25 protein-coding genes are annotated in these 20151 nt (G+C 53.5%); 13 read left to right on the forward strand and 12 right to left on the reverse strand.

What is annotated here, in order from left to right; all coding sequences use genetic code 11:
- Positions 1 to 136: 136 nt before the first annotated feature.
- Positions 137 to 2959 (forward strand): excinuclease ABC subunit UvrA, encoded by a 2823-nt coding sequence (gene uvrA / locus CWR52_RS10855; RefSeq protein ID WP_104949644.1) that lies wholly within the window; start codon positions 137 to 139, stop codon positions 2957 to 2959.
- A gap of 3 nt (positions 2960 to 2962) precedes the next feature.
- Here the strand turns inward: uvrA and CWR52_RS10860 are convergent, their stop codons facing one another.
- The 4 genes from CWR52_RS10860 to tyrB form a co-directional block, all read right to left on the reverse strand.
- On the reverse strand, positions 2963 to 3316 hold the full coding sequence (locus tag CWR52_RS10860; protein ID WP_008503382.1) for an MmcQ/YjbR family DNA-binding protein: 354 nt from the start codon (positions 3314 to 3316) through the stop codon (positions 2963 to 2965).
- Between the two features lie 2 nt (positions 3317 to 3318).
- Positions 3319 to 3735 carry a secondary thiamine-phosphate synthase enzyme YjbQ gene (locus CWR52_RS10865; protein WP_045909174.1) on the reverse strand — a complete coding sequence of 139 codons (417 nt, stop codon included), beginning with the start codon at positions 3733 to 3735 and terminating at the stop codon, positions 3319 to 3321.
- Between the two features lie 113 nt (positions 3736 to 3848).
- On the reverse strand, positions 3849 to 4562 hold the full coding sequence (aphA, locus tag CWR52_RS10870; protein ID WP_045909173.1) for an acid phosphatase AphA: 714 nt from the start codon (positions 4560 to 4562) through the stop codon (positions 3849 to 3851).
- A 259-nt stretch (positions 4563 to 4821) separates the two neighbouring features.
- Positions 4822 to 6015, reverse strand: coding sequence for an aromatic amino acid transaminase (gene tyrB, locus CWR52_RS10875; RefSeq protein ID WP_104949645.1), 1194 nt, complete (start codon positions 6013 to 6015; stop codon positions 4822 to 4824).
- 206 nt (positions 6016 to 6221) lie between these two features.
- On the opposite strand from tyrB, the gene CWR52_RS10880 reads away from it, so the two are divergent.
- The 7 genes from CWR52_RS10880 (at position 6222) to CWR52_RS10910 (ending at position 9726) form a co-directional block, all read left to right on the forward strand.
- The gene (locus tag CWR52_RS10880; RefSeq protein ID WP_023334176.1) at positions 6222 to 6779 is read left to right on the forward strand and encodes a DUF2589 domain-containing protein; all 558 of its coding nucleotides are present in this window, start codon (positions 6222 to 6224) and stop codon (positions 6777 to 6779) included.
- A 75-nt stretch (positions 6780 to 6854) separates the two neighbouring features.
- Complete coding sequence (locus tag CWR52_RS10885) at positions 6855 to 7457, forward strand: DUF2589 domain-containing protein (protein WP_104949646.1); 603 nt, start codon at positions 6855 to 6857, stop codon at positions 7455 to 7457.
- Positions 7457 to 7906 (forward strand): lysozyme, encoded by a 450-nt coding sequence (locus tag CWR52_RS10890; protein WP_104949647.1) that lies wholly within the window; start codon positions 7457 to 7459, stop codon positions 7904 to 7906. Before CWR52_RS10885 ends, CWR52_RS10890 begins: the two co-directional genes overlap by 1 nt.
- A gap of 14 nt (positions 7907 to 7920) precedes the next feature.
- The gene (locus CWR52_RS10895; protein ID WP_104949648.1) at positions 7921 to 8403 is read left to right on the forward strand and encodes a ribonuclease domain-containing protein; all 483 of its coding nucleotides are present in this window, start codon (positions 7921 to 7923) and stop codon (positions 8401 to 8403) included.
- Positions 8404 to 8427: 24 nt separating this feature from the next.
- Positions 8428 to 8964 (forward strand): hypothetical protein, encoded by a 537-nt coding sequence (locus CWR52_RS10900; RefSeq protein WP_129546957.1) that lies wholly within the window; start codon positions 8428 to 8430, stop codon positions 8962 to 8964.
- A 71-nt stretch (positions 8965 to 9035) separates the two neighbouring features.
- The gene (locus tag CWR52_RS10905; RefSeq protein ID WP_104949650.1) at positions 9036 to 9440 is read left to right on the forward strand and encodes a hypothetical protein; all 405 of its coding nucleotides are present in this window, start codon (positions 9036 to 9038) and stop codon (positions 9438 to 9440) included.
- Between the two features lies 1 nt (position 9441).
- Complete coding sequence (locus CWR52_RS10910) at positions 9442 to 9726, forward strand: hypothetical protein (RefSeq protein WP_104949651.1); 285 nt, start codon at positions 9442 to 9444, stop codon at positions 9724 to 9726.
- Between the two features lie 92 nt (positions 9727 to 9818).
- Here the strand turns inward: CWR52_RS10910 and CWR52_RS10915 are convergent, their stop codons facing one another.
- Positions 9819 to 10412, reverse strand: coding sequence for a helix-turn-helix transcriptional regulator (locus CWR52_RS10915; RefSeq protein WP_252152192.1), 594 nt, complete (start codon positions 10410 to 10412; stop codon positions 9819 to 9821).
- Between the two features lie 296 nt (positions 10413 to 10708).
- Here CWR52_RS10915 and CWR52_RS10920 point away from each other — a divergent pair, with 296 nt between their 5' ends.
- Positions 10709 to 11263, forward strand: coding sequence for a hypothetical protein (locus tag CWR52_RS10920; RefSeq protein ID WP_104949653.1), 555 nt, complete (start codon positions 10709 to 10711; stop codon positions 11261 to 11263).
- A gap of 43 nt (positions 11264 to 11306) precedes the next feature.
- Here the strand turns inward: CWR52_RS10920 and alr are convergent, their stop codons facing one another.
- Positions 11307 to 12386: an alanine racemase gene (gene alr / locus CWR52_RS10925; protein ID WP_104949654.1), complete on the reverse strand. Its 1080-nt coding sequence runs from the start codon at positions 12384 to 12386 to the stop codon at positions 11307 to 11309.
- Between the two features lie 16 nt (positions 12387 to 12402).
- The gene (dnaB, locus tag CWR52_RS10930) at positions 12403 to 13815 is read right to left on the reverse strand and encodes a replicative DNA helicase (protein WP_008503375.1); all 1413 of its coding nucleotides are present in this window, start codon (positions 13813 to 13815) and stop codon (positions 12403 to 12405) included.
- 60 nt (positions 13816 to 13875) lie between these two features.
- Here dnaB and CWR52_RS10935 point away from each other — a divergent pair, with 60 nt between their 5' ends.
- Entirely contained in the window at positions 13876 to 14859 is a 984-nt protein-coding gene (locus CWR52_RS10935; RefSeq protein WP_104949655.1) for a quinone oxidoreductase, read from the forward strand.
- Positions 14860 to 15043: 184 nt separating this feature from the next.
- On the opposite strand, the gene pspG is transcribed toward CWR52_RS10935, so the two are convergent.
- Positions 15044 to 15286, reverse strand: a complete 243-nt coding sequence (pspG, locus tag CWR52_RS10940; protein ID WP_008503373.1) for an envelope stress response protein PspG — start codon at positions 15284 to 15286, stop codon at positions 15044 to 15046.
- 136 nt (positions 15287 to 15422) lie between these two features.
- Entirely contained in the window at positions 15423 to 16418 is a 996-nt protein-coding gene (gene dusA, locus CWR52_RS10945) for a tRNA dihydrouridine(20/20a) synthase DusA (RefSeq protein WP_104949656.1), read from the reverse strand.
- 145 nt (positions 16419 to 16563) lie between these two features.
- Here dusA and CWR52_RS10950 point away from each other — a divergent pair, with 145 nt between their 5' ends.
- Together CWR52_RS10950 and CWR52_RS10955 are read left to right on the forward strand one after the other, a co-directional pair.
- Positions 16564 to 16827 carry a type II toxin-antitoxin system HicA family toxin gene (locus CWR52_RS10950; RefSeq protein WP_072163882.1) on the forward strand — a complete coding sequence of 88 codons (264 nt, stop codon included), beginning with the start codon at positions 16564 to 16566 and terminating at the stop codon, positions 16825 to 16827.
- Positions 16824 to 17159 carry a type II toxin-antitoxin system HicB family antitoxin gene (locus CWR52_RS10955; protein WP_201268153.1) on the forward strand — a complete coding sequence of 112 codons (336 nt, stop codon included), beginning with the start codon at positions 16824 to 16826 and terminating at the stop codon, positions 17157 to 17159. The genes CWR52_RS10950 and CWR52_RS10955 overlap by 4 nt, the downstream gene beginning before the upstream one ends.
- A gap of 34 nt (positions 17160 to 17193) precedes the next feature.
- Here CWR52_RS10955 and traF read toward each other — a convergent pair whose 3' ends face one another.
- Together traF and CWR52_RS10965 are read right to left on the reverse strand one after the other, a co-directional pair.
- The gene (traF, locus tag CWR52_RS10960) at positions 17194 to 18504 is read right to left on the reverse strand and encodes a conjugal transfer protein TraF (protein ID WP_104949657.1); all 1311 of its coding nucleotides are present in this window, start codon (positions 18502 to 18504) and stop codon (positions 17194 to 17196) included.
- Between the two features lie 172 nt (positions 18505 to 18676).
- The gene (locus tag CWR52_RS10965) at positions 18677 to 19165 is read right to left on the reverse strand and encodes a cupin domain-containing protein (RefSeq protein WP_104949658.1); all 489 of its coding nucleotides are present in this window, start codon (positions 19163 to 19165) and stop codon (positions 18677 to 18679) included.
- A gap of 115 nt (positions 19166 to 19280) precedes the next feature.
- Between CWR52_RS10965 and zur the strand changes: the two genes are divergently transcribed.
- A complete protein-coding gene (gene zur / locus CWR52_RS10970) occupies positions 19281 to 19793 on the forward strand; it encodes a zinc uptake transcriptional repressor Zur (RefSeq protein ID WP_008503369.1) in 513 nt (170 codons plus the stop codon).
- Between the two features lie 47 nt (positions 19794 to 19840).
- On the opposite strand, the gene CWR52_RS10975 is transcribed toward zur, so the two are convergent.
- On the reverse strand, positions 19841 to 20050 hold the full coding sequence (locus CWR52_RS10975) for a CsbD family protein (protein WP_014830284.1): 210 nt from the start codon (positions 20048 to 20050) through the stop codon (positions 19841 to 19843).
- Positions 20051 to 20151: the final 101 nt, after the last annotated feature.

The raw sequence follows: 20151 nt of genomic DNA on the forward strand, positions 1-20151 counted from the left end.
GTTACACAGCGAATCAGAAAATGCATTCCAATACTGTATATTCAAACAGGTCAAATTGTGTCATAATTAGCCGTTTCTGACAGCCGTTTGTCCTTCAAACAAACCAGGCAATCCGTGTTCCAACCGGGAAAGGTGAATGGATAAGATCGAAGTTCGGGGCGCCCGCACCCACAATCTCAAGAATATCAACCTCATAATCCCTCGCGACAAACTCATTGTCGTGACCGGGCTTTCGGGGTCTGGCAAATCCTCACTGGCTTTCGACACTCTGTATGCCGAAGGACAGCGTCGTTACGTTGAATCGCTCTCGGCGTATGCGCGTCAGTTCCTGTCGCTGATGGAAAAACCGGATGTCGACCACATTGAAGGGTTGTCTCCTGCGATCTCTATTGAGCAGAAATCCACCTCGCATAACCCGCGCTCCACGGTCGGTACTATTACCGAAATCCATGACTACCTGCGTCTGCTGTATGCCCGCGTGGGTGAGCCGCGCTGCCCGGACCACGACGTTCCGCTGGCGGCACAGACCGTGAGCCAGATGGTGGATAACGTGCTGTCGCAGCCGGAAGGCAAGCGCCTGATGCTGCTGGCGCCGATCATCAAAGAGCGTAAGGGTGAGCACACCAAAACGCTGGAAAACCTGGCAAGCCAGGGCTATATCCGCGCCCGTATTGACGGCGAAGTGTGTGACCTGTCCGATCCGCCCAAGCTGGAACTGCAGAAGAAGCACACCATTGAGGTGGTGATTGATCGCTTTAAGGTGCGTGACGATCTCGCCACGCGTCTGGCGGAATCCTTTGAAACGGCGCTGGAACTCTCCGGCGGCACGGCCGTGGTCTCCGACATGGACGCCCCTAAAGCGGAAGAGCTGCTCTTCTCCGCCAACTTTGCCTGCCCGATTTGTGGCTACAGCATGCGCGAGCTGGAACCGCGCCTGTTCTCGTTTAACAACCCGGCGGGCGCCTGCCCGACGTGTGACGGCCTGGGCGTGCAGCAGTATTTCGATCCGGACCGCGTGATCCAGAATCCGGAGCTGTCGCTGGCGGGTGGCGCCATTCGCGGCTGGGACAAGCGTAACTTCTATTACTTCCAGATGCTGAAGTCGCTGGCGGAGCACTACAAGTTCGACGTGGAAGCGCCGTGGGCCAGCCTGAGCCCGAACGTACACAAAGTTATCCTGTTCGGCTCTGGCAAAGAGAACATCGAGTTCAAATACATGAACGATCGCGGTGATACCTCCGTGCGTCGCCACCCGTTCGAAGGGGTGCTGCACAATATGGAGCGCCGCTATAAAGAGACCGAATCCAGCGCGGTGCGCGAAGAGCTGGCGAAGTTCATCAGCAACCGCTCCTGCGCCACCTGCGAGGGCACGCGCCTGCGTCGCGAAGCACGTCACGTGTTTGTGGAAAATACGGCGCTGCCGACCATCTCAGACATGAGCATCGGCCACGCGATGGACTTCTTCAATAACCTGAAGCTCTCTGGCCAGCGCGCGAAAATTGCCGAAAAAGTGCTGAAAGAGATCGGCGATCGCCTGAAGTTCCTGGTGAACGTCGGCCTGAACTACCTGACGCTTTCCCGCTCGGCGGAAACGCTCTCCGGGGGTGAAGCCCAGCGTATCCGTCTGGCAAGCCAGATTGGCGCGGGCCTGGTGGGCGTGATGTACGTACTGGACGAGCCGTCCATCGGCCTGCACCAGCGCGATAACGAACGTCTGCTCGGCACCCTGGTTCACCTGCGTAACCTCGGTAACACGGTGATTGTGGTGGAGCACGACGAAGACGCGATCCGCGCCGCAGACCACGTGATCGACATCGGCCCGGGCGCTGGCGTGCACGGCGGCCAGGTGGTGGCGGAAGGCACGCTGAAGGACATTATGGCGGTGCCCGAGTCGCTGACTGGCCAGTACATGAGCGGCAAGCGCAAGATTGAGGTGCCCAAACAGCGTGTAGCGGCAGATCCGGAAAAAGTGCTGAAGCTGACCGGCGCGCGCGGCAACAACCTGAAAGACGTTACCCTGACGCTGCCGGTGGGCCTGTTTACCTGTATCACCGGCGTGTCCGGTTCCGGTAAATCGACGCTGATCAACGATACGCTGTTCCCGATTGCGCAGACGGCGCTGAACGGCGCGACGCTGGCCGAGCCGGCACCGTACCGCGACATCCAGGGGCTGGAGCATTTCGATAAAGTTATCGACATCGACCAGAGCCCGATTGGCCGTACGCCGCGCTCTAACCCGGCAACCTATACCGGTGTTTTCACGCCCGTACGTGAACTGTTTGCCGGTGTGCCGGAAGCGCGTTCACGCGGCTACACGCCAGGACGTTTCAGCTTTAACGTGCGCGGCGGCCGCTGTGAAGCCTGCCAGGGCGACGGCGTGATCAAGGTTGAGATGCACTTCCTGCCAGATATCTACGTGCCGTGCGACCAGTGCAAAGGCAAGCGCTATAACCGCGAAACGCTGGAGATTAAGTACAAGGGCAAGACCATCCACGAAGTGCTGGATATGACCATCGAAGAGGCACGCGAGTTCTTTGACGCCGTTCCGGCGCTGGCGCGTAAGCTGCAGACGCTGATGGACGTCGGCCTGACCTACATTCGTCTGGGTCAGTCCGCCACGACGCTGTCCGGCGGTGAAGCGCAGCGCGTGAAGCTGGCGCGCGAGCTGTCAAAACGCGGTACTGGCCAGACGCTGTATATCCTGGATGAGCCGACCACCGGCCTGCACTTTGCCGACATCCAGCAGCTGCTGGACGTGCTGCATCAGCTGCGCGATCAGGGCAACACCATCGTGGTCATCGAGCATAACCTGGACGTGATTAAAACCGCGGACTGGATTGTCGATCTCGGCCCGGAAGGCGGCAGCGGCGGCGGTGAAATCCTCGTCTCCGGTACGCCAGAGACCGTTGCAGAGTGCGAAGCCTCGCACACCGCGCGCTTCCTTAAACCGTTGCTGTAATTGTCACACGGAGAGCTGCTGTCGGGTCGTTTCCGGCAGCAGCTCAACCGCCTGCTGATAGGATGCGTCCACCAGGTAGTAAATTTGTGAGCCTGGAATCGATCCATCCAGATAGACGGTGCTCCAGTGCGCCTTATTGAGGTGCTGGCTCGGCCTCACGTCATCATGCTGCTGACGGAGTAAATCGGCCAGTTCAGGGCTGGTTTTCAGCGACGCCGCCGGACGGCCTTCCACCTCTTTCACCATCGCAAACAGCACATCCCCCACCTTAACCTGCGTGGCCTTCCAGTCGCTATGGACGCTCTGCTCCGCGCCGGGCTTGCTCATGCAGTACTGAAGTATCTCCGAAATTGTCATCTTTATTCCCCTTGTAGCGTGGCGATAATTTTACGCGAACCACCGTGAATGCGATGCTCTCCCAGCCAGATCCCCTGCCACGTTCCCAACAGCAGCCGTCCGTTGTGGACCGGCAGCATCAACGATACGCCCAGCAAAGAGGACTTGATATGCGAAGGCATATCGTCCGCCCCCTCATAGTCATGCTCGTAAGGGGCGTTGTCCGGGACGCTCTTCAGAAAATGCCGCTCCATGTCAGACCGGACGGTGGGATCGCAATTTTCATTAAGCGTGAGAGAGGCGGACGTGTGCTGAAGCAGCAGATGCAGCAAACCCGTTCTGACGCGCGACAGGTCGCGGAGTTGCCCGATGACTTCATCCGTCACCAGGTGAAATCCGCGTGGCTTCGCGCTTAAGGTCAGGGTCTGTTGGTACCACATAGGCTGCTCCGTGATGAAAGATGAATCTTTCTAAGTGTGCAGCAAGAAGACGAAAGGTAAAACCCGCAGCAGCGAGATTTGATTAAAAAAGAGTCAAACTCGCTGCCAGGGGCTCAATACTCCGAGTTGACGATCACCTCTTCGCCAAACTTTCCGGCCATCGGCAGCGGGCGATAGGTTGAGTTAGACGCGCGTAACACCCTGATCCCTCTGGCACCTGCATCCTGCGCGGCGGTAATGTCGTTATCCGAATCGCCATAAAACACTTTGATGTTTTTCTTTTCCAGCCACTGGATTTTGGTGTTTTGCCCCTCTTTGTCACCGGCAAAAATGACCGGGTTCATGTTGGCTGCCGGGATCTGGAAATCGTCCTGCAGGGTTCTGGAGACGGTTTCCGTTTTGGTCTGGCTACGACCGGTGACGAAATAAATACTGTCGCCACGCTTAACATGCATAGCAATTACCGCCCGGGCGACCTCTTTCGGAATGCTGTACTCGTCCCAGCCGTTATTCATTTTTTCCCAGAACTCCGGGTTCTTCAGATACGCTTCGCTGTCGGGAGAATACATTTTTTTGCCGCGCCAGAATCCTGGGCTTGAGAACAACACGGTATCGTCAATATCGAAGCCCACGGCCATTGGTGGGCGCCCCATCAGGCTGTTTTCGATTTGGGCCACGGAAACCCAGTGAATGGGCGCCTGCTCGGCGAGAATGGCGGCGGTAGTGCCGGTGTAAAGCGGCGTCGGGGCGGAAGCTCGCGCGACGACGGCGCTGTTAAGTGAGAACAATAAGCAGGCGGCGCTGAGCGCCAGTGTGATCTTGCGCATATTTTCCCTTGAATATTCAGCTTGTTATCGTTTTATTTTGAGTGAATGGTCAAAAAACTATCCGACCATAACCCCAGCGGGAGGTGAAGGGAAGGAGTTTTTGCTTATGAAGCGGAATAAAAAGAAGACGATCACAAAGTGTGGATGAGTGATATAGGCCCGGTTAGGCGCAGGCGCCACCGGGCAAGATTTTCTGCGGCCTGATGCCCTCACCCCAGCCCTCTCCCACCGGGAGAGGGAGAAAATAAGTAGTGAGTACTTACATCACAGCTGCAAACGCCTGCGCCACGCGATGAACGTTGCCGGCATTGAGGCCCGCCACGCACATACGGCCGCTGGCGATCAGGTAGACGCCGAACTCTTCGCGCAGGCGATCGACCTGCGCCGCGCTCAGTCCGGTATAGCTGAACATCCCGCGCTGCTTGAGCAGATAATCAAAGTTATGCCCAGGCACAGCCTCTTTCAGGACATTAACCAGCTCCTGACGCATCGACAGGATGCGCTTACGCATCGCCTCCACTTCGCCAAGCCAGGACGCTTTCAGCATTTCATCACCGAGAACCGTTGCCACCACCTGCGCACCAAAGTTTGGCGGGCTGGAGTAGATACGGCGCACCGTCGCTTTCAGCTGACCCAGCACGCGGCTGGCTGCGTCGGCGTCTTCACATACCACAGAAAGACCACCAACGCGTTCACCGTACAGGGAGAAGATTTTAGAGAAGGAGTTACTCACCAGAACAGGCAGCCCGGCGCTGGCAGCGGCGCGGATGGCATAGGCGTCTTCTTCCATACCCGCGCCAAAGCCCTGATAGGCGATATCGAGGAATGGGATCAGGTTACGGGCCTTCAGCACCTCAATCACCGCATCCCACTGGGCATTGGTGAGATCGGCACCGGTCGGGTTATGGCAGCACGGATGCAGCAACACAATACTGCGCTCCGGCAGGGTGTTCAGTTTTTCCAGCAGCGCGTCAACGCGCACGCCGTTCGTTTCGCTGTCGAACCACGGATAGGTCGCCACTTTGAAGCCTGCGCCCTCGAAGATCGCAACGTGGTTTTCCCACGTCGGGTCACTCACCCACACGCCTGAATCCGGGAAGTATTTTTTCAGGAAGTCAGCACCCACTTTCAGCGCACCCGAGCCGCCCAGCGTCTGGATGGTCGCCACGCGTTTTTGCGCGAGCACCGCGTGATCGCCGCCGAACAGCAGCGGTGCGATGGTGTTGCGATAAGCGTTTAGCCCTTCCATCGGCAGATAAAGAGAAGCGCCGTGTGGAACCGCGTTCAGACGCGCTTCGGCTTCAGCTACAGCTTTTAATTGAGGAATAATGCCATCCTCGTTGTAATACAGACCGATGCTGAGGTTCACTTTGTCGCTGCGAGGATCTTCTTTGAAACGCTCCATTAAGGAGAGGATAGGGTCGCCGGCATAGGCGTCAACTTTCTGAAACACGCGATGGTTCTCCGGAATTCGATGAGGCAGGGATTTCAACAATAAACCGGAAAATCACACAACACCACCCCTTAAGATTATCCTGCGATCGGCATAGGTTTTTTGCGTCCTTTCGCCATGCCATTTACCCAATATTTTCCCCTTCTCGCTTTCCGTAATGTGGCTCCTGCGCAACCGCGCATTCACTGATTCAAGGAGTTCACATTATGGATTCACAATTTATTGGTTCAGTTATTAACGCCCTGCCGCTGGAGCATATGATCGGCGGTCCGCTGCAGGCGATGATCAAAGCACAGGTCCAGGCGAGCAAGGCCTATACCGACTTCCTGCTCTCCGTCTGTATTAAAGACGGCAAGGCTGTCGCGATCGAGTTCGACTACGACGAAACCGTGGTAGACGAACAGGGGGTCAATAAAGGCAGCGTGACCCGTAAGATGAGCATTCCGCTCCTGGCTGCTGTCACCCACCCCATCATCTGCATCGAGGACGGCACCATCGACTTTGAACTGGAAGTGAGCCAGAGCGAAGCCAGCTCCAGCAGCACTGAAGCGGAAGCCTCCGTGGAAGCGTCCGTCGGCTGGGGCGTATTCAAAGCGAAAATGACCGGCAAGGTCTCCCATAAATCGGAGCAGACCCGTTCGACCGATACACGCGCTAAATACTCCATCCATACCCAGATTAAACGCCAGGAGCCACCTGAAGCTCTGCAGCGCGTGATTGATTACCTGACCAACGCCAAAACCAAGCCTGTCGCCGCGCAATAATCGCCCACGCCGCGACATACGTGCGATTCCGTAACGCAGGGGCTACCCCGGTAGCCCTTTTTCCAGGAGCGAAATATGTCTTTTAAAAAATGGCTGCGCGGCGGCAAGGATGAAGCGCCGGAAAACAGGGCGGACAAAGGGGATGAAGGCACGCCGCCGCTACAGGAAAACACGCCTCCAGCGCCTCCAGCCGATATTCCCGGCGTACCGATCTCGCTTGAAGATATTACGCGAGGGATGCAGTACGCGGCCACTGCGGCCAACGAACTGATTGCTCAGCAGTATATGAAGGCGCTGGATCCTTTTTTCGAGCCCGCAGAAGACGGTTCATTGATACCACGCACGGTACAGCTGGCACTGGACGAAAAGCACTACTTTGACCTGCCCTTAGTCGCACTGTCGACACCGCGCGGGCTGATGCTGGAAAAGATGAAGGTCAACCTGACAATCCGCACGGAAGGCATGCAGGCACCTTCCCGGCAATCCGGTGAAAATGAATTCGGCCGCTTTCACGTCAGCCTTTCGCCTTACAGCGATAACAAAGGTGGGCGTGATAGCCGCCACGTCGATGTGGAGATGCAATTTACCGCGCTTGAGCCGCCGGAGAGCATTATGCGTTTGATTGATGAATACACCAACAAGGTGATTCCCCGCCCGAAAGCAGAGGAGACTCCGTAATGCAAAAACAACCAGAACGTACAGGTGACAAGGGCATTCAGCTTATTTGCCAGTTTGAAGGGCTGAAGCTGGAGCGTTATCGCGATGCCGTAGGTTTGTGGACCATCGGCTACGGCCATTTGATTCTCAAAGAGGAGATGGAAAAGCTCACCAAAATTACCACCGGTGAAGCCAAAGATCTGCTGCGCAAAGATCTGAAACGCACCGAGGACGGCGTAAAAAAACTGCTGAGCAGTCCTTCGACACAGAACCAATTCGACGCACTGGTTTCATTCGCCTTCAACCTTGGCGTGGGCAATTTAAAGAAATCAACGCTGCTAAAAAAATTCAACGCAGGCGATATCCAGGGCGCCGCACTGCAGTTCAAAAGCTGGAATAAGGCAGGTGGTAAGGTACTGGCTGGTCTTACGCGTCGCCGTGACGCCGAAATGAAATTATTTCTTGGTTAAATCTGGAGGTTAACATGACGTTATCTGTAACTTTAAAAAAAGTGCTTTTCTTTGCACCTTTGCTTGCCGTTATGCAGGCCAATGCAGCATTACCCACCTGCGAGGATGAGATTAAGGAAGTTAATACCTTTCTGTCTCTACAGGGTACTGCCAGAATAAATGATGTGGATGATCTGGCAAAAACATTGCGCAGTCTCACACAAACCGGGAGACTGCCGTCCCGCTACATCACCAGCGATGAAGCGAAACGCCTGGGTTGGTCAGGCAATGAAACAGAAACACTTTGGGGACTTAAACCTACCAATAATAAATGGATAGGCGGAGATAACTATATCAGTTCGAAACTCCCCTCATCGCAATCCTGGTTTAGTGCCGATATTGATGTCCTTAAAGGCTATCGTGGTGCCAAACGGCTGATTTATACCCTTTCCGGACCTCAGCGATATATCACCACCGATAAATATCAACACTTAGTGGAAGTGGATTCCTGCAACTAACCCACACGTTAACATCGGAGAAGCATGATGGAATTGAAAACAGAATGCCTTCCTGCAGGCGTACTTGGCTACAAGGCCTGCAAATATAAAGCAAAAAACTGGGACTCGACGAAATATCTTAACGAAACAAAAAATGATGAGGAATGGTCTGGATTTTATGTCAGCAGTACGGAATCTCTGACGCTTGGCTATATGCCGGATTGCGCCGACAAGTTGGGGAATGGAATGGCCTACCTTAATATCGTGAGCATTAATGCACCCGCACGTATTATTGTATGTCACGATGAGAGATTTAAATCCCCAACGCAAGACAAATTGGCATTATTAAAAGAACTCAAAGAAGCCTTGCGCAGAATGAAAATTCCTGTTGCGGATAACGACTTTCTTATCCCCACGCTAGCCCGCCATCGTTTCTACTTCAAATGTTATAACAATGAAGACAGTAACGATATGGAAATCATTATCCCAAACGATCTAGTAGATAATATTACGCTGCAAAGCTATAAACAGCAAAATTTCATAAATGGTGTCGGCCAGGCACTGATTAATTATGTCAAATAGACGTAACTATCTGACTTGGACTAAATATAAGACCCTCTTTTGAGGGTCTTATTATCAATGAGGAGATTACTATGCATGCCTCCATTCCTCCCGCATTAATTAGCTCTTCACTCCTGGCACTCGCAGGATTATTCGGTGGTGTAAGCATCTCTTTTTTTTGGCAGCCGCAGCGCTTACATCAACACAGCAAATTCATTGCCGGCATAATCTTTGGTGGTATCAGTATGGGAGCAGCCGTCGCGTTAGGTGGCCTTACCGCAAGATGGTTAAAGATTGATCTGACCCAACCGGATATCACACTAGGGCTAGGTTATATTTTAGGGGCGATGAGCAATGGTCTTATTGTCTGGCTGGCTAACTTTTTTCGCCGCCACGAACAGCAGGATATTTTTGATGTTGCCTCAGTCATCAAAAAAAGGGTGCGCAATGAGGCACTCCCCGACTCATCCCTGATCAACACGGATAAAGAGGATTAACATGAACAGCGTAATAGACTGGTGGATGTTATTCATCACAATCATGCTGGATCTTTTCATTTCTTTTGTGATTCTCTTTTGCGCTTACAGTAAAAGAATAAAAAGACAACCTATCCTCTTTAAGATAGGATTCGCTGCGATTGCCTTTGGGTTATTTGCCCAAAGTGGACTGAATATTGAAAGCTTATTGACTGGCCATGATAATTTAAGCGCGAGCATTCCTTTCTGGTTTCTTCAGGATGCGGGAACCTTAATGATCATCATTCGTTTCTTTTTAGCAAGATAGCCACGAATCAATAAAATGCGTGACAAACACCATCGTTGTCACGCATTTTTTAGATAGATAATCTCAGGACATAATAGTGTAAAAAAGACAATTCATTTATCAATGTATTTAAAATATAGTTTTGCTGCCTGTGTACGATTATTCACCTGCAGACGATGAAATATTGACTCCAGATGGACTTTAACGGTACCTGCGCTAATGTTCAATTCTCTACCGATTTGCTTGTTTGTTCCGCCATTTGCCAACAAGCTTAATACTTCTTTTTGGCGCTGGCTGAGCATGAGAACCGGAGAATTAACTTTCGCTTTAGCTCCATGCATAATGACCTGCTCAGGAATACAAATAACTCCTGATAATACCACATTGATAACCTGCATTATTTTTTCAGCAGAGAGTGATTTTGTTACGACCCCTCGTATATTATGGTGCTGGTAAAGATTAAAATTTCTATCACACGCTTTACGGAACATCATCACGACCGGGACCGTTGGCCATTCAACGTCAAGTTCATCAATAAACCCAGAATAGTCCATATCTCCATCAAGCAGCACAATCGAAACAGGTGTTGACTTGAGCACTTCTTTTGCTTCTTCGTAGCTGTGGGTAGCAGAAAAAGTACATTCTGGCATGACTCTTTTCAGCTCATTTTTCATACCATGAATGTAGATCGGTAATTCATCGATCATCAATATATTCATCTCAATTTAACCTCACCTGAGTACTATTCTTTTAGGTTATGAATAACTGCATATTCCAAAAATGAGTATGAGCGCTAATTGAGATCTTATAAAACAGCATTTGCCATAGGGTAAACATCATATACAGTATGACTAAAATCAAGATGAAGCAGGAGTAAAACTCACAAATAATGTTCTGCATCATTTTCTACGAAAAATAGCATTTCCCACAGGGCATATATTCATTGGTAACGCTGCCACTTATTATTTCTGTGCTGTAAACACAATTAATAAAGGAGAAAGATATGCCGTGGTTAAATCAATATGGTTTCAATTACAAAAATATGGTATTCCAGAATTCGTGCTTCCCGAATTGCCTGCAGATGGTTCTGGCTAATTTCGGTACCTATCCCCGCAACGATATTCTCGAAAACCAGTGGGATGCTCTTCAGATTGCCCACCATCTTCCCGGCCTCGCCGCGCAGGCGCCGAATGAAGATGATGTTAATCGCAACCTGGCGCGTACCGATTTGAAAGGCGCAGGTTGTCGAATCATCACGCCTTCAATGCTGGGAGATTACGTTAATCGTCAGGCGTTAGAGCAGGAGGCTCAACACTATCTGGCTGATTATAGCGCCATGATTATCGGTGTCGGGCATGCTACAGTGATTTACCGGACCAGCACAGGGTATGTGCATGTGATCCCTTCTCCGGACATCAACCAGGTGCACATTGAGCACTATGCAAACCTGGATATTGATGTTGTCGAGCATCAGGGACAACACGCGGTGCGGGTGATTAACCGAGCGAACGGGCAACCCATTATTGCCGGGACCTTTGTAATGCTGCTGCGCCCTTAAAGCAGTAAGAGTGGCTCCACTGGAGTCACTCTTTTTCGCAGGATCAATCCAGATACTTCATCGCTACCCTTGACGTCAGGCGCGTAATAAGTTCGTAAGCACTCACTTTCGTGATTTCAGCAATACGTTCAACGGGTAAACCTTCCCCCCACATTACCACATCGTCGCCGGGTTTATCCTGGGCTTCAGGACCCAGATCGACGCAAATCATGTCCATCGCCACGCGGCCAACGATCTTCACTTCGCGACCATTGACCAGCACCGGCGTACCCGTGGGTGCAGCGCGCGGATAGCCGTCGCCATAGCCCATCGCCACGACGCCGAGGCGGGTATCACGCTCGCTGATCCAGGTGCCGCCGTAGCCCACCGGCTCACCGGCTTTGTGTTCGCGCACGGCAATCAGAGTAGACACCAGAGACATGACCGGCTGAAAACCCATGTCCGGCCCCCAGGGTTTATTCTCCAGCGGCGACACGCCGTAAAGAATGATGCCCGGTCGCGCCCAGTCGAAATGCGACTGCGGCCACAGCAGGATCCCGCCGGATGCGGCGATCGAGCGCATCCCCGGCTTGCCTTCGCAGAAGGTATTAAAGATATCCAGCTGCCGCTCGGTCGCACCGCACTCGGGCTCATCGGCACGGGCGAAGTGGCTCACAATATTCACCGGCTGGCGCACGTTTTTGCACCGGCATAAACGCTGATAAAACGCTTCCGCACTTTCCGGACGCACGCCCAGACGGTGCATGCCCGTATCAAGCTTCATCCACACGGTCACCGGCTCGCTCAGCTCGGCGGTTTCCAGTGCGGCCAGCTGTTCTTCGTTGTGTACCGCCGTGTGCAGATGCTGATCCGCGATGGTTGGCAGATCGGTGGCTTCGAAAAAGCCTTCGAGGAGCAGAATCGGTTGGGTAATCCCCCCCGCGCGCAGGCGGAGAGCTTCTTCAAGACGGGCGACGCCAAAGGCGTCGGCATCGGGAAGCGTTCGCGCGGTCTCAAGAAGACCGTGTCCGTAAGCGTTCGCTTTCACGACTGCAACGAGCTTGCTGGCGGGTGCCAGTTCACGCAGACGTTGCAGGTTGTGTCGCAGAGCGCGGCGGTTAATCACAACAGTTGCCGCTTGCATTTGAATTCCTTAGAAATTACTCATCATCATATTGAGGACCGGCATAGTTGTCGAAACGCGACCACTGTCCGTTAAAGGTCAGACGCACCGTCCCGATCGGGCCGTTACGTTGTTTACCAATAATAATTTCGGCGATCCCTTTCAGGTCGCTGTTCTCGTGATAAACCTCATCACGGTAGATAAACATGATTAAGTCGGCATCCTGCTCGATGGAGCCGGATTCACGCAGGTCGGAGTTGACCGGACGTTTGTCGGCACGTTGTTCCAGAGAGCGGTTAAGCTGCGACAGCGCCACCACCGGCACGTGCAGCTCTTTGGCTAACGCCTTGAGCGAGCGGGAAATTTCGGCGATCTCCAGCGTACGGTTGTCGGAGAGCGACGGGACGCGCATCAGCTGAAGGTAGTCGATCATGATAAGGCCGATACCGCCGTGTTCACGGGCGATACGACGCGCGCGGGAACGGACTTCCGTCGGCGTCAGGCCGGAGGAGTCATCAATATAGATGTTACGTTTTTCCAGCAGAATGCCCATGGTGCCGGAGATGCGCGCCCAGTCCTCATCGTCGAGCTGACCGGTACGGATGCGGGTCTGGTCCACGCGCGACAGCGATGCCAGAGAACGCATCATGATCTGCTCGGAGGGCATCTCAAGGCTGAAAATCAGTACCGGCTTATCCTGCAACATCGCCGCATTTTCGACGAGGTTCATCGCAAAGGTCGTTTTACCCATCGACGGACGCGCGGCAACGATAATCAAATCCGACGGCTGCAGGCCGGCGGTTTTCTTGTTGAGATCGTCATAGCCGGTGTTCACCCCGGTCACACCGTCGTGCGGCTGCTGGAACAGCTGTTCGATACGGGCAACGGTGGCGTCGAGCACATCGGCGATATTTTTGGGGCCTTCGTCTTTGTTGGCGCGGCTTTCGGCGATTTTGAAGACGCGGGACTCGGCAAGATCGAGCAGGTCTTCGCTGGTGCGACCCTGCGGATCAAAACCGGCTTCGGCGATCTCATTCGCCACCGAGATCATCTCGCGGACAACGGCACGTTCACGCACGATGTCGGCATAAGCGCTGATGTTTGCCGCACTTGGCGTGTTTTTTGACAGTTCAGCCAGATAGGCAAACCCGCCGACGCTGTCCAGCTGTCCCTGGCGCTCCAGCGATTCCGCGAGCGTGATCAGGTCAATCGGGCTACCCGACTCCTGCAGGCGCGCCATTTCGGTAAAGATATGACGGTGCGGACGGGTGTAGAAATCCTCAGACACCACGCGCTCGGCGACGTCGTCCCAGCGTTCGTTATCCAGCATTAAACCGCCCAACACCGACTGTTCCGCTTCAATCGAGTGCGGCGGGACTTTTAACCCTGCGACCTGGAAATCACGCTCGCGAGGTTCAGTCTGTTTGTTGAAGGGTTTGTTTCCTGCCATAGTGAATGGAGTTACCGAGATAAAGAGTGGGTCGAAAGATTACCACATTCTGGAGGAAGCATGGCAACACGTATTGAATTTCACAAGCATGGTGGCCCTGACGTACTCAAGGCGGTGGAGTTCACCCCCACCGCGCCTGGCGAAAACGAAGTGCAGGTTGAAAACAAAGCCATCGGCATAAACTACATCGACACCTATATTCGCGGCGGGCTCTACCCGCCTCCGTCGATGCCGAGCGGACTGGGCACTGAGGCGGCTGGCGTCGTCGTCAAAGTGGGCAGCGCGGTTAAGCATCTTAAAGAGGGCGACCGCGTGGTGTACGCGCAATCTGCACTGGGCGCTTACAGCTCCGTCCACAACGTCCCGGCGGATAAAGCCGCCCTGCTGCCTAATGCCATCTCCTTTGAGCAGGCGGCAGCCTCCTTCCTGAAAGGGTTAACCGTTTACTACCTGCTGCGTAAAACCTATGAAATTAAACCCGATGAGCAGTTCCTGTTTCATGCCGCGGCGGGTGGTGTCGGGCTCATCGCCTGTCAGTGGGCAAAAGCGCTGGGCGCAAAACTGATCGGCACCGTGGGCAATGCCCAAAAAGCGCAGCGCGCGCTGCAGGCGGGCGCCTGGCAGGTGATTAACTACCGTGAAGAGAGCATCGTCGAACGGCTGAAGGAGATCACCAGCGGCAAAAAGGTGCGCGTCGTGTATGACTCGGTTGGGAAAGACACCTGGGAGGCATCGCTGGACTGCCTGCAGCGTCGTGGGCTGATGGTGAGCTTCGGAAACGCCTCAGGTGCTGTCACCGGCGTGAATCTCGGCATCCTGAACCAGAAAGGCTCGCTGTACGTCACGCGCCCTTCCCTGCAGGGCTACATCACTAACCGGGAAGAACTTGAGGAAGCCAGCAACGAGCTGTTCTCGCTGATCGCCAGCGGCGTCATTAAGGTGGATGTGGCAGAAGCGCAGAAATACCCGCTAGCCGATGCGCAGCGTGCGCATGAGGTGCTGGAGAGCCGGGCAACGCAGGGGTCGAGTTTATTGATTCCCTGAGCCCCAAAAAGAAATTGGGCTTCCCGTGGGAAGCCCTTTCTTTTTTTAGTTCGGCTGTATGTAGGGTACAGCGCGATGAATTCTTTAACGGCAGTCATAGTGACAGATTCGATAAGTAAATCCTATTCTGTTCTAAGCCATGCTGCCGGAAAAGTTACAACTCTGTGACGAACCCCTCAATACCTTAGTAACGGAAGCGGTTATTGCGCTGATAACTGGGCACTTTTGGCGATTTAATCGCCCGTATCACCCACACCACCGCCACGGCCAGCAGTAGCCACGGCAGCAGTTTGATCGTCAGTGCAAACAATCCGCCAATAAACATGACGACCGTCGCCACCACGATAGCCGCCAGAATGCCGAGCAGCGAAATGCCCGTTGCTAACAGCATGACAAAAAAGCCAATCACAAAAAGTAGTTCCAGCATGGTGCTCTCCCACGAGTTCCCGAATGATGCAGCAAACATTACAAAAATCATGCCAGAGATAACGTGTTGTTCTTAAAGCAAAACGCCCCGCGAGAATTCGCAGGGCGTGGTGAATTTGACGAACTTTTAGCGAAAGTTATCGCTTATCCGCCACCAGGCGCAACGCATGTTCCAGCACCTCGATATCGGCACCGGCTTTATGTGCGTTTTCGCTCAGATAGCGACGCCACTGACGCGCACCCGGAATGCCCTGGAACAGCCCAAGCATATGGCGAGTGATATGGCCGAGATACGTCCCGTTGCTCAGCTCGCGCTCAATGTAAGGATACATCGCACGCACGACGCCAACCGGATCGGTGTCTGCACCTTCGATGCCAAAGATGTCGCGATCGACCGTCGCCAGAATGCCCGGGTTTTGATACGCCTCGCGCCCGACCATCACCCCATCCATATGTTCGAGATGCGCTTTGGCCTCTTCCAGCGACTTGATGCCGCCGTTAATGGACATGGTCAGGTGAGGGAAGTCACGCTTCAGCTGATAAACGCGCGGGTAGTCCAGCGGCGGGATCTCACGGTTCTCTTTCGGGCTCAGGCCGGAGAGCCAGGCTTTTCGGGCGTGGATGATGAACATCTCGCATTCGCCCTTGCCGGAGACCGAATTGATGAAATCGCACAGGAATTCGTAGCTGTCCTGGTCGTCAATCCCGATACGGGTTTTGACCGTCACCGGAATGGAAACAACGTCGCGCATCGCCTTGATACAGTCCGCCACCAGTTGGGCATTCCCCATCAGGCAGGCGCCGAACATGCCGTTTTGCACGCGGTCGGACGGGCAGCCAACGTTGAGGTTGATCTCGTCGTAGCCGCGCGCTTCCGCCAGCTTCGCGCACTGCGCCAGCGCGGCCGGATCGCTGCCGCCCAGTTGCAGGGCAACCGGATGCTCTTCTTCGCTATAGGCCAGATAGTCGCCCTTGCCGTGAATGATTGCGCCTGTGGTCACCATTTCGGTATACAGCAGCGTATGGCGGGAGAGCTGGCGCAGGAAATAGCGGCAGTGTCTGTCCGTCCAGTCGAGCATCGGCGCAATGGAAAAACGGTGTGCAGGGAAAGCGGTCTGTAATTCTGACGACATGGCGAAGTTTTAAGCATCTGGTGGAAAGGGGCGCTACTATAGCACAGGCTCAAAAAGGATACGATCCGGCTTGATATGATATCAAAAAGTGATATCATTTATTTCATCTTGGCGGAGAGAAAAATAAAAATGGAATCTATCAACTATGAAAACATTGAACGCCCGCCACCAAAAAACATTGCAGTTGATTTTCTCTGTGCCAACACCCAGTTCTCTGGAATGGCGCAGGATTGAAGCGCTTTTTATCGCATTGGGTGCGAAAGCCTCAGAAGGCAACGGCTCAAGGGTAAGATTCGAAATCAATGGAGTTGTGGCTTCGTTTCATCGTCCTCATCCGGATAAAGAAGCGAAGGTTTATCAGGTTCGCGACGCAATGGCTTTTCTCATCGCAACAGGGGTATCTCCATGATTAACACTATGACTTATAAAGGTTATGCCGCAAAAATAGATTACAGCGACGAAGATCTGTGCTTCGTTGGGCATGTTGCTGGCATAAGAGATGTTATCGGTTTTCATGCTGATAACGTCGCTGCCCTGCGTAAAGCGTTTGAAGAGGCAGTTGATGATTATCTGGCTTATTGTGCTGAGCAGGGCCGGGAGCCTCTGCGACCAGCTAGCGGAAAAATCAGTTTGCGCATCTCGCCAGAAGTCCATTCAGCGATAAACATTGCCGCTGAAGTGTCAGGTAAAAGCGTGAACCAATGGATCAACGATACACTGGCGAAAGCAGCACACGGATAAGTGTAATGGGCACCAGCCACGGTGCCCTTTGTATTTAGAACGTCATGCTCAGCTGCGCCCCTGCGCCCCAGGTTTCGTCTTCACCGTACAGGCCCATCAGGTCAACATGCACGGTGCTAAACGGCGCGAAACCGACACCGCCGGTAAAGACGTTGCTGTCGTTCCCTTTCATATCCGCACGATAACCGGCACGCACCGCCAGCCAGCTCAGCGGAGTCACTTCAGCACCGACCCCAACATACTGCGACGTATCTTCGCTCTTAAAGCCTTTGGTTTCGGTCAGATCGCCATCGGCGGTCAGGGTCACCAGATCGTTGTGCCAGGCAGCGCCCGCGGTCACCAGCGGACGGATCTGGTAGGTGTCTTTATAGCTCACCACTTCCCCCGTACGCCCATTGCGGATGCGGATATCTTTGGTGTCGATATCGCGCGACATCAGGTTTTGTCCGCTCACGCCCACGGTCCAGTGTTCGCCGAAATCGGCCGCAATACCGGCATCCACGTTGAAGCCCGTATCGTCAGTGCGGTAACGGCTGTCGTTCCACTTGTTACTGTCGTAATCGTAGATTGACGTGGTGTAGTTATAGACCCAGGTTTTTTGCAGTTTTGGCGTTACGCCCACGGACACCGGAACGCCGCCGAGATCAAACTGACGGGCAACGGCAACACCGTAGTCGGAGACAATCGCCGCCCGGCCGGACGCCGTTGAGTTGAGATTTTTGGTGATCTGATCCGTACCGTTCAGCGCAGCATCCAGCGCAACACCGGCCGCCACCACATTACTTCGTTGAATACCACGCAGATAATCAATATCTTGCTGATCGATAGACGAGCTCACCCGGCCATGTGCATAACCTTTCGCCATGAAGGCGACGGAAAGGACATCGTTAGGGATACTCACCGCAAGCCCTGCACCCGCCGTTGCGCGTGCGGTTTTGCCTTTGAGATAGTCCAGCTCATCGGCCAGATCTTTGGCCGCGCCCTGGAATTGATTAATGGAACCTAACGGATTGGTGATAATTTCTCGTGGCGTGAGATTATCAACCACATCCTTGTAGTGATTGATTTTGTCGTTGATGTTATCAATCTCGTCCTGAAGATTGTCTTCATCCGTGATTTGCGCGCCAACCGAAGGCAATATGACCGTCACATCATCGTCCGGTTTTGCCTTTGCCAGCAGCGCGGGGTTGATTAACGCCCCACTACCATAGCTTCCCGAAGCCACGCCGGTGCCACCCATGGCGTCGCTGCGTGATTCTGTCCAGGTATTGGCTGCTCCCGCCTGATTTGCCATAAACAAGGAGACAGCAATGCTAACCACCGAAAATTTAAAATTTTTTTTCACAGTATGCCCGTTATAGTCTGTTATGAAATAACCCCTGTCTGTTATCACCCAAACAGGAACGAACTATTGCTGTGAATAAGTAGTAAAAGACACGCTATTTCTTTCCCTAAGTAAAACTCCCTTACGGCCTGTTATATTTTGTGACGGCCCTCAATATTTATAGAAGAGGAAATTATTTTTTCCCAGGTTTTCCATCATGCGGCCCAAAAAACTGTGGGGGATGGTCTACCCAGCGATCTTCCCGCGTGGCGGCATACACGGGGTTGAGCGGGTAGTAGATGCGGTTGTGCTTCTTATTGGCCTCGCCAACGACCAGTAACCGAACCTCGTCGTACGTGTTGTTGATAAAGGTATGACAGATGCCGGTTCCGGCGGGAAAACCTACACTGTCGCCAGGCTCCAGCTTCCACAAGTAGCCGTTAATCCAGGCTTCAGGGTAACCTTCGAGCACGTAAATAAACTCTTCTTCGTCGCTCTCCGCATGCGGATAGGACGTTCTGCGCCCAGGCGGCAGGCGCTCATGATGGATGCCAATACGCCCGAGCCCAAGCCTGCGAGCCAGCGGTGCACCAATAGAAAACAGCTCATCGCTGTCGGGGTAGGTCGAGTCATCCGCGCCTTCCACGTCGCGCCAGTGTCGAATACAGTCAGGTCTTTTCATTATGCATCTCCCGGTTTGCGATGGGTCAGGTATAGCACAGACTGGCGGATCTCGGTGTTTTTAGCAGAACATGATAAAGTGAGGGTTTTCCGTCCTATCACATTCGGGGTGCTACATGGATAAGTCCACAAAAGAGCTGTTAGCGCAGGCCGAAAAGCTGTGTGCGCAACGCAATGTGCGCCTGACTCCGCAGCGCCTTGAAGTCTTACGCCTGATGAGCCTGCAACAGGGTGCCATCAGCGCCTACGATCTGCTGGATCTGCTGCGCGAAAGCGAACCGCAGGCAAAGCCGCCGACGGTCTATCGCGCACTGGATTTCCTGCTTGAACAAGGGTTTGTGCACAAGGTGGAATCCACTAACAGCTATGTGCTGTGCCATTTGTTCGATCAGCCCACCCACACATCGGCGATGTTTATCTGTGACCGCTGCGGCGTGGTGAAAGAAGAGGCTGCGGAAGGCGTGGAAGATATTATGCATACGCTGGCAGCGAAAATGGGTTTTGCCCTGCGTCATAACGTGATTGAGGCGCACGGGCTCTGTTCCGCGTGCGTGGAGGTGGAAGCCTGTCGTCATCAGGACGCGTGTCAGCACGACCACTCTATTCTGGTGAAGAAAAAGCCGCGTTAACGGCAAAAGAAAAGGCGGCTTAAAGCCGCCCTGTGGGTTATTCAGCGTTACCAGCGGTAGTCATTGCGTTTTTCCCAGTCGCCCACTTCTTTTTCCGCCTGGTCTTTTGCGTAGCCGTAACGCTCCTGGATTTTACCGACAAGCTGATCGCGCTTACCTTCGATGACGGTCATGTCGTCATCCGTCAGCTTACCCCACTGTTCTTTCGCTTTACCTTTGAACTGCTTCCAGTTGCCGCCGATTTCGTCTTTATTCATCATCGTGTCCTCTTCGTTAAGCGTCGGGTCGTAACGTCCGTTACGTTCTTTTCTGCTGGACGTGATAATTATTGTAGTTAAGGATTCCGTGGTTAATTTCA

The sequence above is a fragment of the Enterobacter sp. SGAir0187 genome, assembly GCF_002952735.2.
GTDB lineage: Bacteria > Pseudomonadota > Gammaproteobacteria > Enterobacterales > Enterobacteriaceae > Enterobacter > Enterobacter quasiroggenkampii.

Bases quoted from the DNA above. Each gene is read 5' to 3' on its own strand.
- CWR52_RS10975 (WP_014830284.1), bottom strand. From the start codon at position 20,050: ATGAATAAAGACGAAATCGGCGGCAACTGGAAGCAGTTCAAAGGTAAA.
- CWR52_RS10900 (WP_129546957.1), top strand. From the start codon at position 8,428: ATGATGGAATTGAAAACAGAATGCCTTCCTGCAGGCGTACTTGGCTAC.
- CWR52_RS10880 (WP_023334176.1), top strand. From the start codon at position 6,222: ATGGATTCACAATTTATTGGTTCAGTTATTAACGCCCTGCCGCTGGAG.
- CWR52_RS10950 (WP_072163882.1), top strand. From the start codon at position 16,564: ATGAAAACATTGAACGCCCGCCACCAAAAAACATTGCAGTTGATTTTC.
- CWR52_RS10910 (WP_104949651.1), top strand. From the start codon at position 9,442: ATGAACAGCGTAATAGACTGGTGGATGTTATTCATCACAATCATGCTG.
- uvrA (WP_104949644.1), top strand. From the start codon at position 137: ATGGATAAGATCGAAGTTCGGGGCGCCCGCACCCACAATCTCAAGAAT.
- CWR52_RS10935 (WP_104949655.1), top strand. From the start codon at position 13,876: ATGGCAACACGTATTGAATTTCACAAGCATGGTGGCCCTGACGTACTC.
- CWR52_RS10865 (WP_045909174.1), bottom strand. From the start codon at position 3,735: ATGTGGTACCAACAGACCCTGACCTTAAGCGCGAAGCCACGCGGATTT.
- zur (WP_008503369.1), top strand. From the start codon at position 19,281: ATGGATAAGTCCACAAAAGAGCTGTTAGCGCAGGCCGAAAAGCTGTGT.
- CWR52_RS10885 (WP_104949646.1), top strand. From the start codon at position 6,855: ATGTCTTTTAAAAAATGGCTGCGCGGCGGCAAGGATGAAGCGCCGGAA.
- CWR52_RS10890 (WP_104949647.1), top strand. From the start codon at position 7,457: ATGCAAAAACAACCAGAACGTACAGGTGACAAGGGCATTCAGCTTATT.
- CWR52_RS10915 (WP_252152192.1), bottom strand. From the start codon at position 10,412: ATGATCGATGAATTACCGATCTACATTCATGGTATGAAAAATGAGCTG.
- dnaB (WP_008503375.1), bottom strand. From the start codon at position 13,815: ATGGCAGGAAACAAACCCTTCAACAAACAGACTGAACCTCGCGAGCGT.
- aphA (WP_045909173.1), bottom strand. From the start codon at position 4,562: ATGCGCAAGATCACACTGGCGCTCAGCGCCGCCTGCTTATTGTTCTCA.
- CWR52_RS10905 (WP_104949650.1), top strand. From the start codon at position 9,036: ATGCATGCCTCCATTCCTCCCGCATTAATTAGCTCTTCACTCCTGGCA.
- CWR52_RS10860 (WP_008503382.1), bottom strand. From the start codon at position 3,316: ATGACAATTTCGGAGATACTTCAGTACTGCATGAGCAAGCCCGGCGCG.
- CWR52_RS10920 (WP_104949653.1), top strand. From the start codon at position 10,709: ATGCCGTGGTTAAATCAATATGGTTTCAATTACAAAAATATGGTATTC.
- CWR52_RS10955 (WP_201268153.1), top strand. From the start codon at position 16,824: ATGATTAACACTATGACTTATAAAGGTTATGCCGCAAAAATAGATTAC.
- pspG (WP_008503373.1), bottom strand. From the start codon at position 15,286: ATGCTGGAACTACTTTTTGTGATTGGCTTTTTTGTCATGCTGTTAGCA.
- alr (WP_104949654.1), bottom strand. From the start codon at position 12,386: ATGCAAGCGGCAACTGTTGTGATTAACCGCCGCGCTCTGCGACACAAC.
- CWR52_RS10965 (WP_104949658.1), bottom strand. From the start codon at position 19,165: ATGAAAAGACCTGACTGTATTCGACACTGGCGCGACGTGGAAGGCGCG.
- CWR52_RS10895 (WP_104949648.1), top strand. From the start codon at position 7,921: ATGACGTTATCTGTAACTTTAAAAAAAGTGCTTTTCTTTGCACCTTTG.
- dusA (WP_104949656.1), bottom strand. From the start codon at position 16,418: ATGTCGTCAGAATTACAGACCGCTTTCCCTGCACACCGTTTTTCCATT.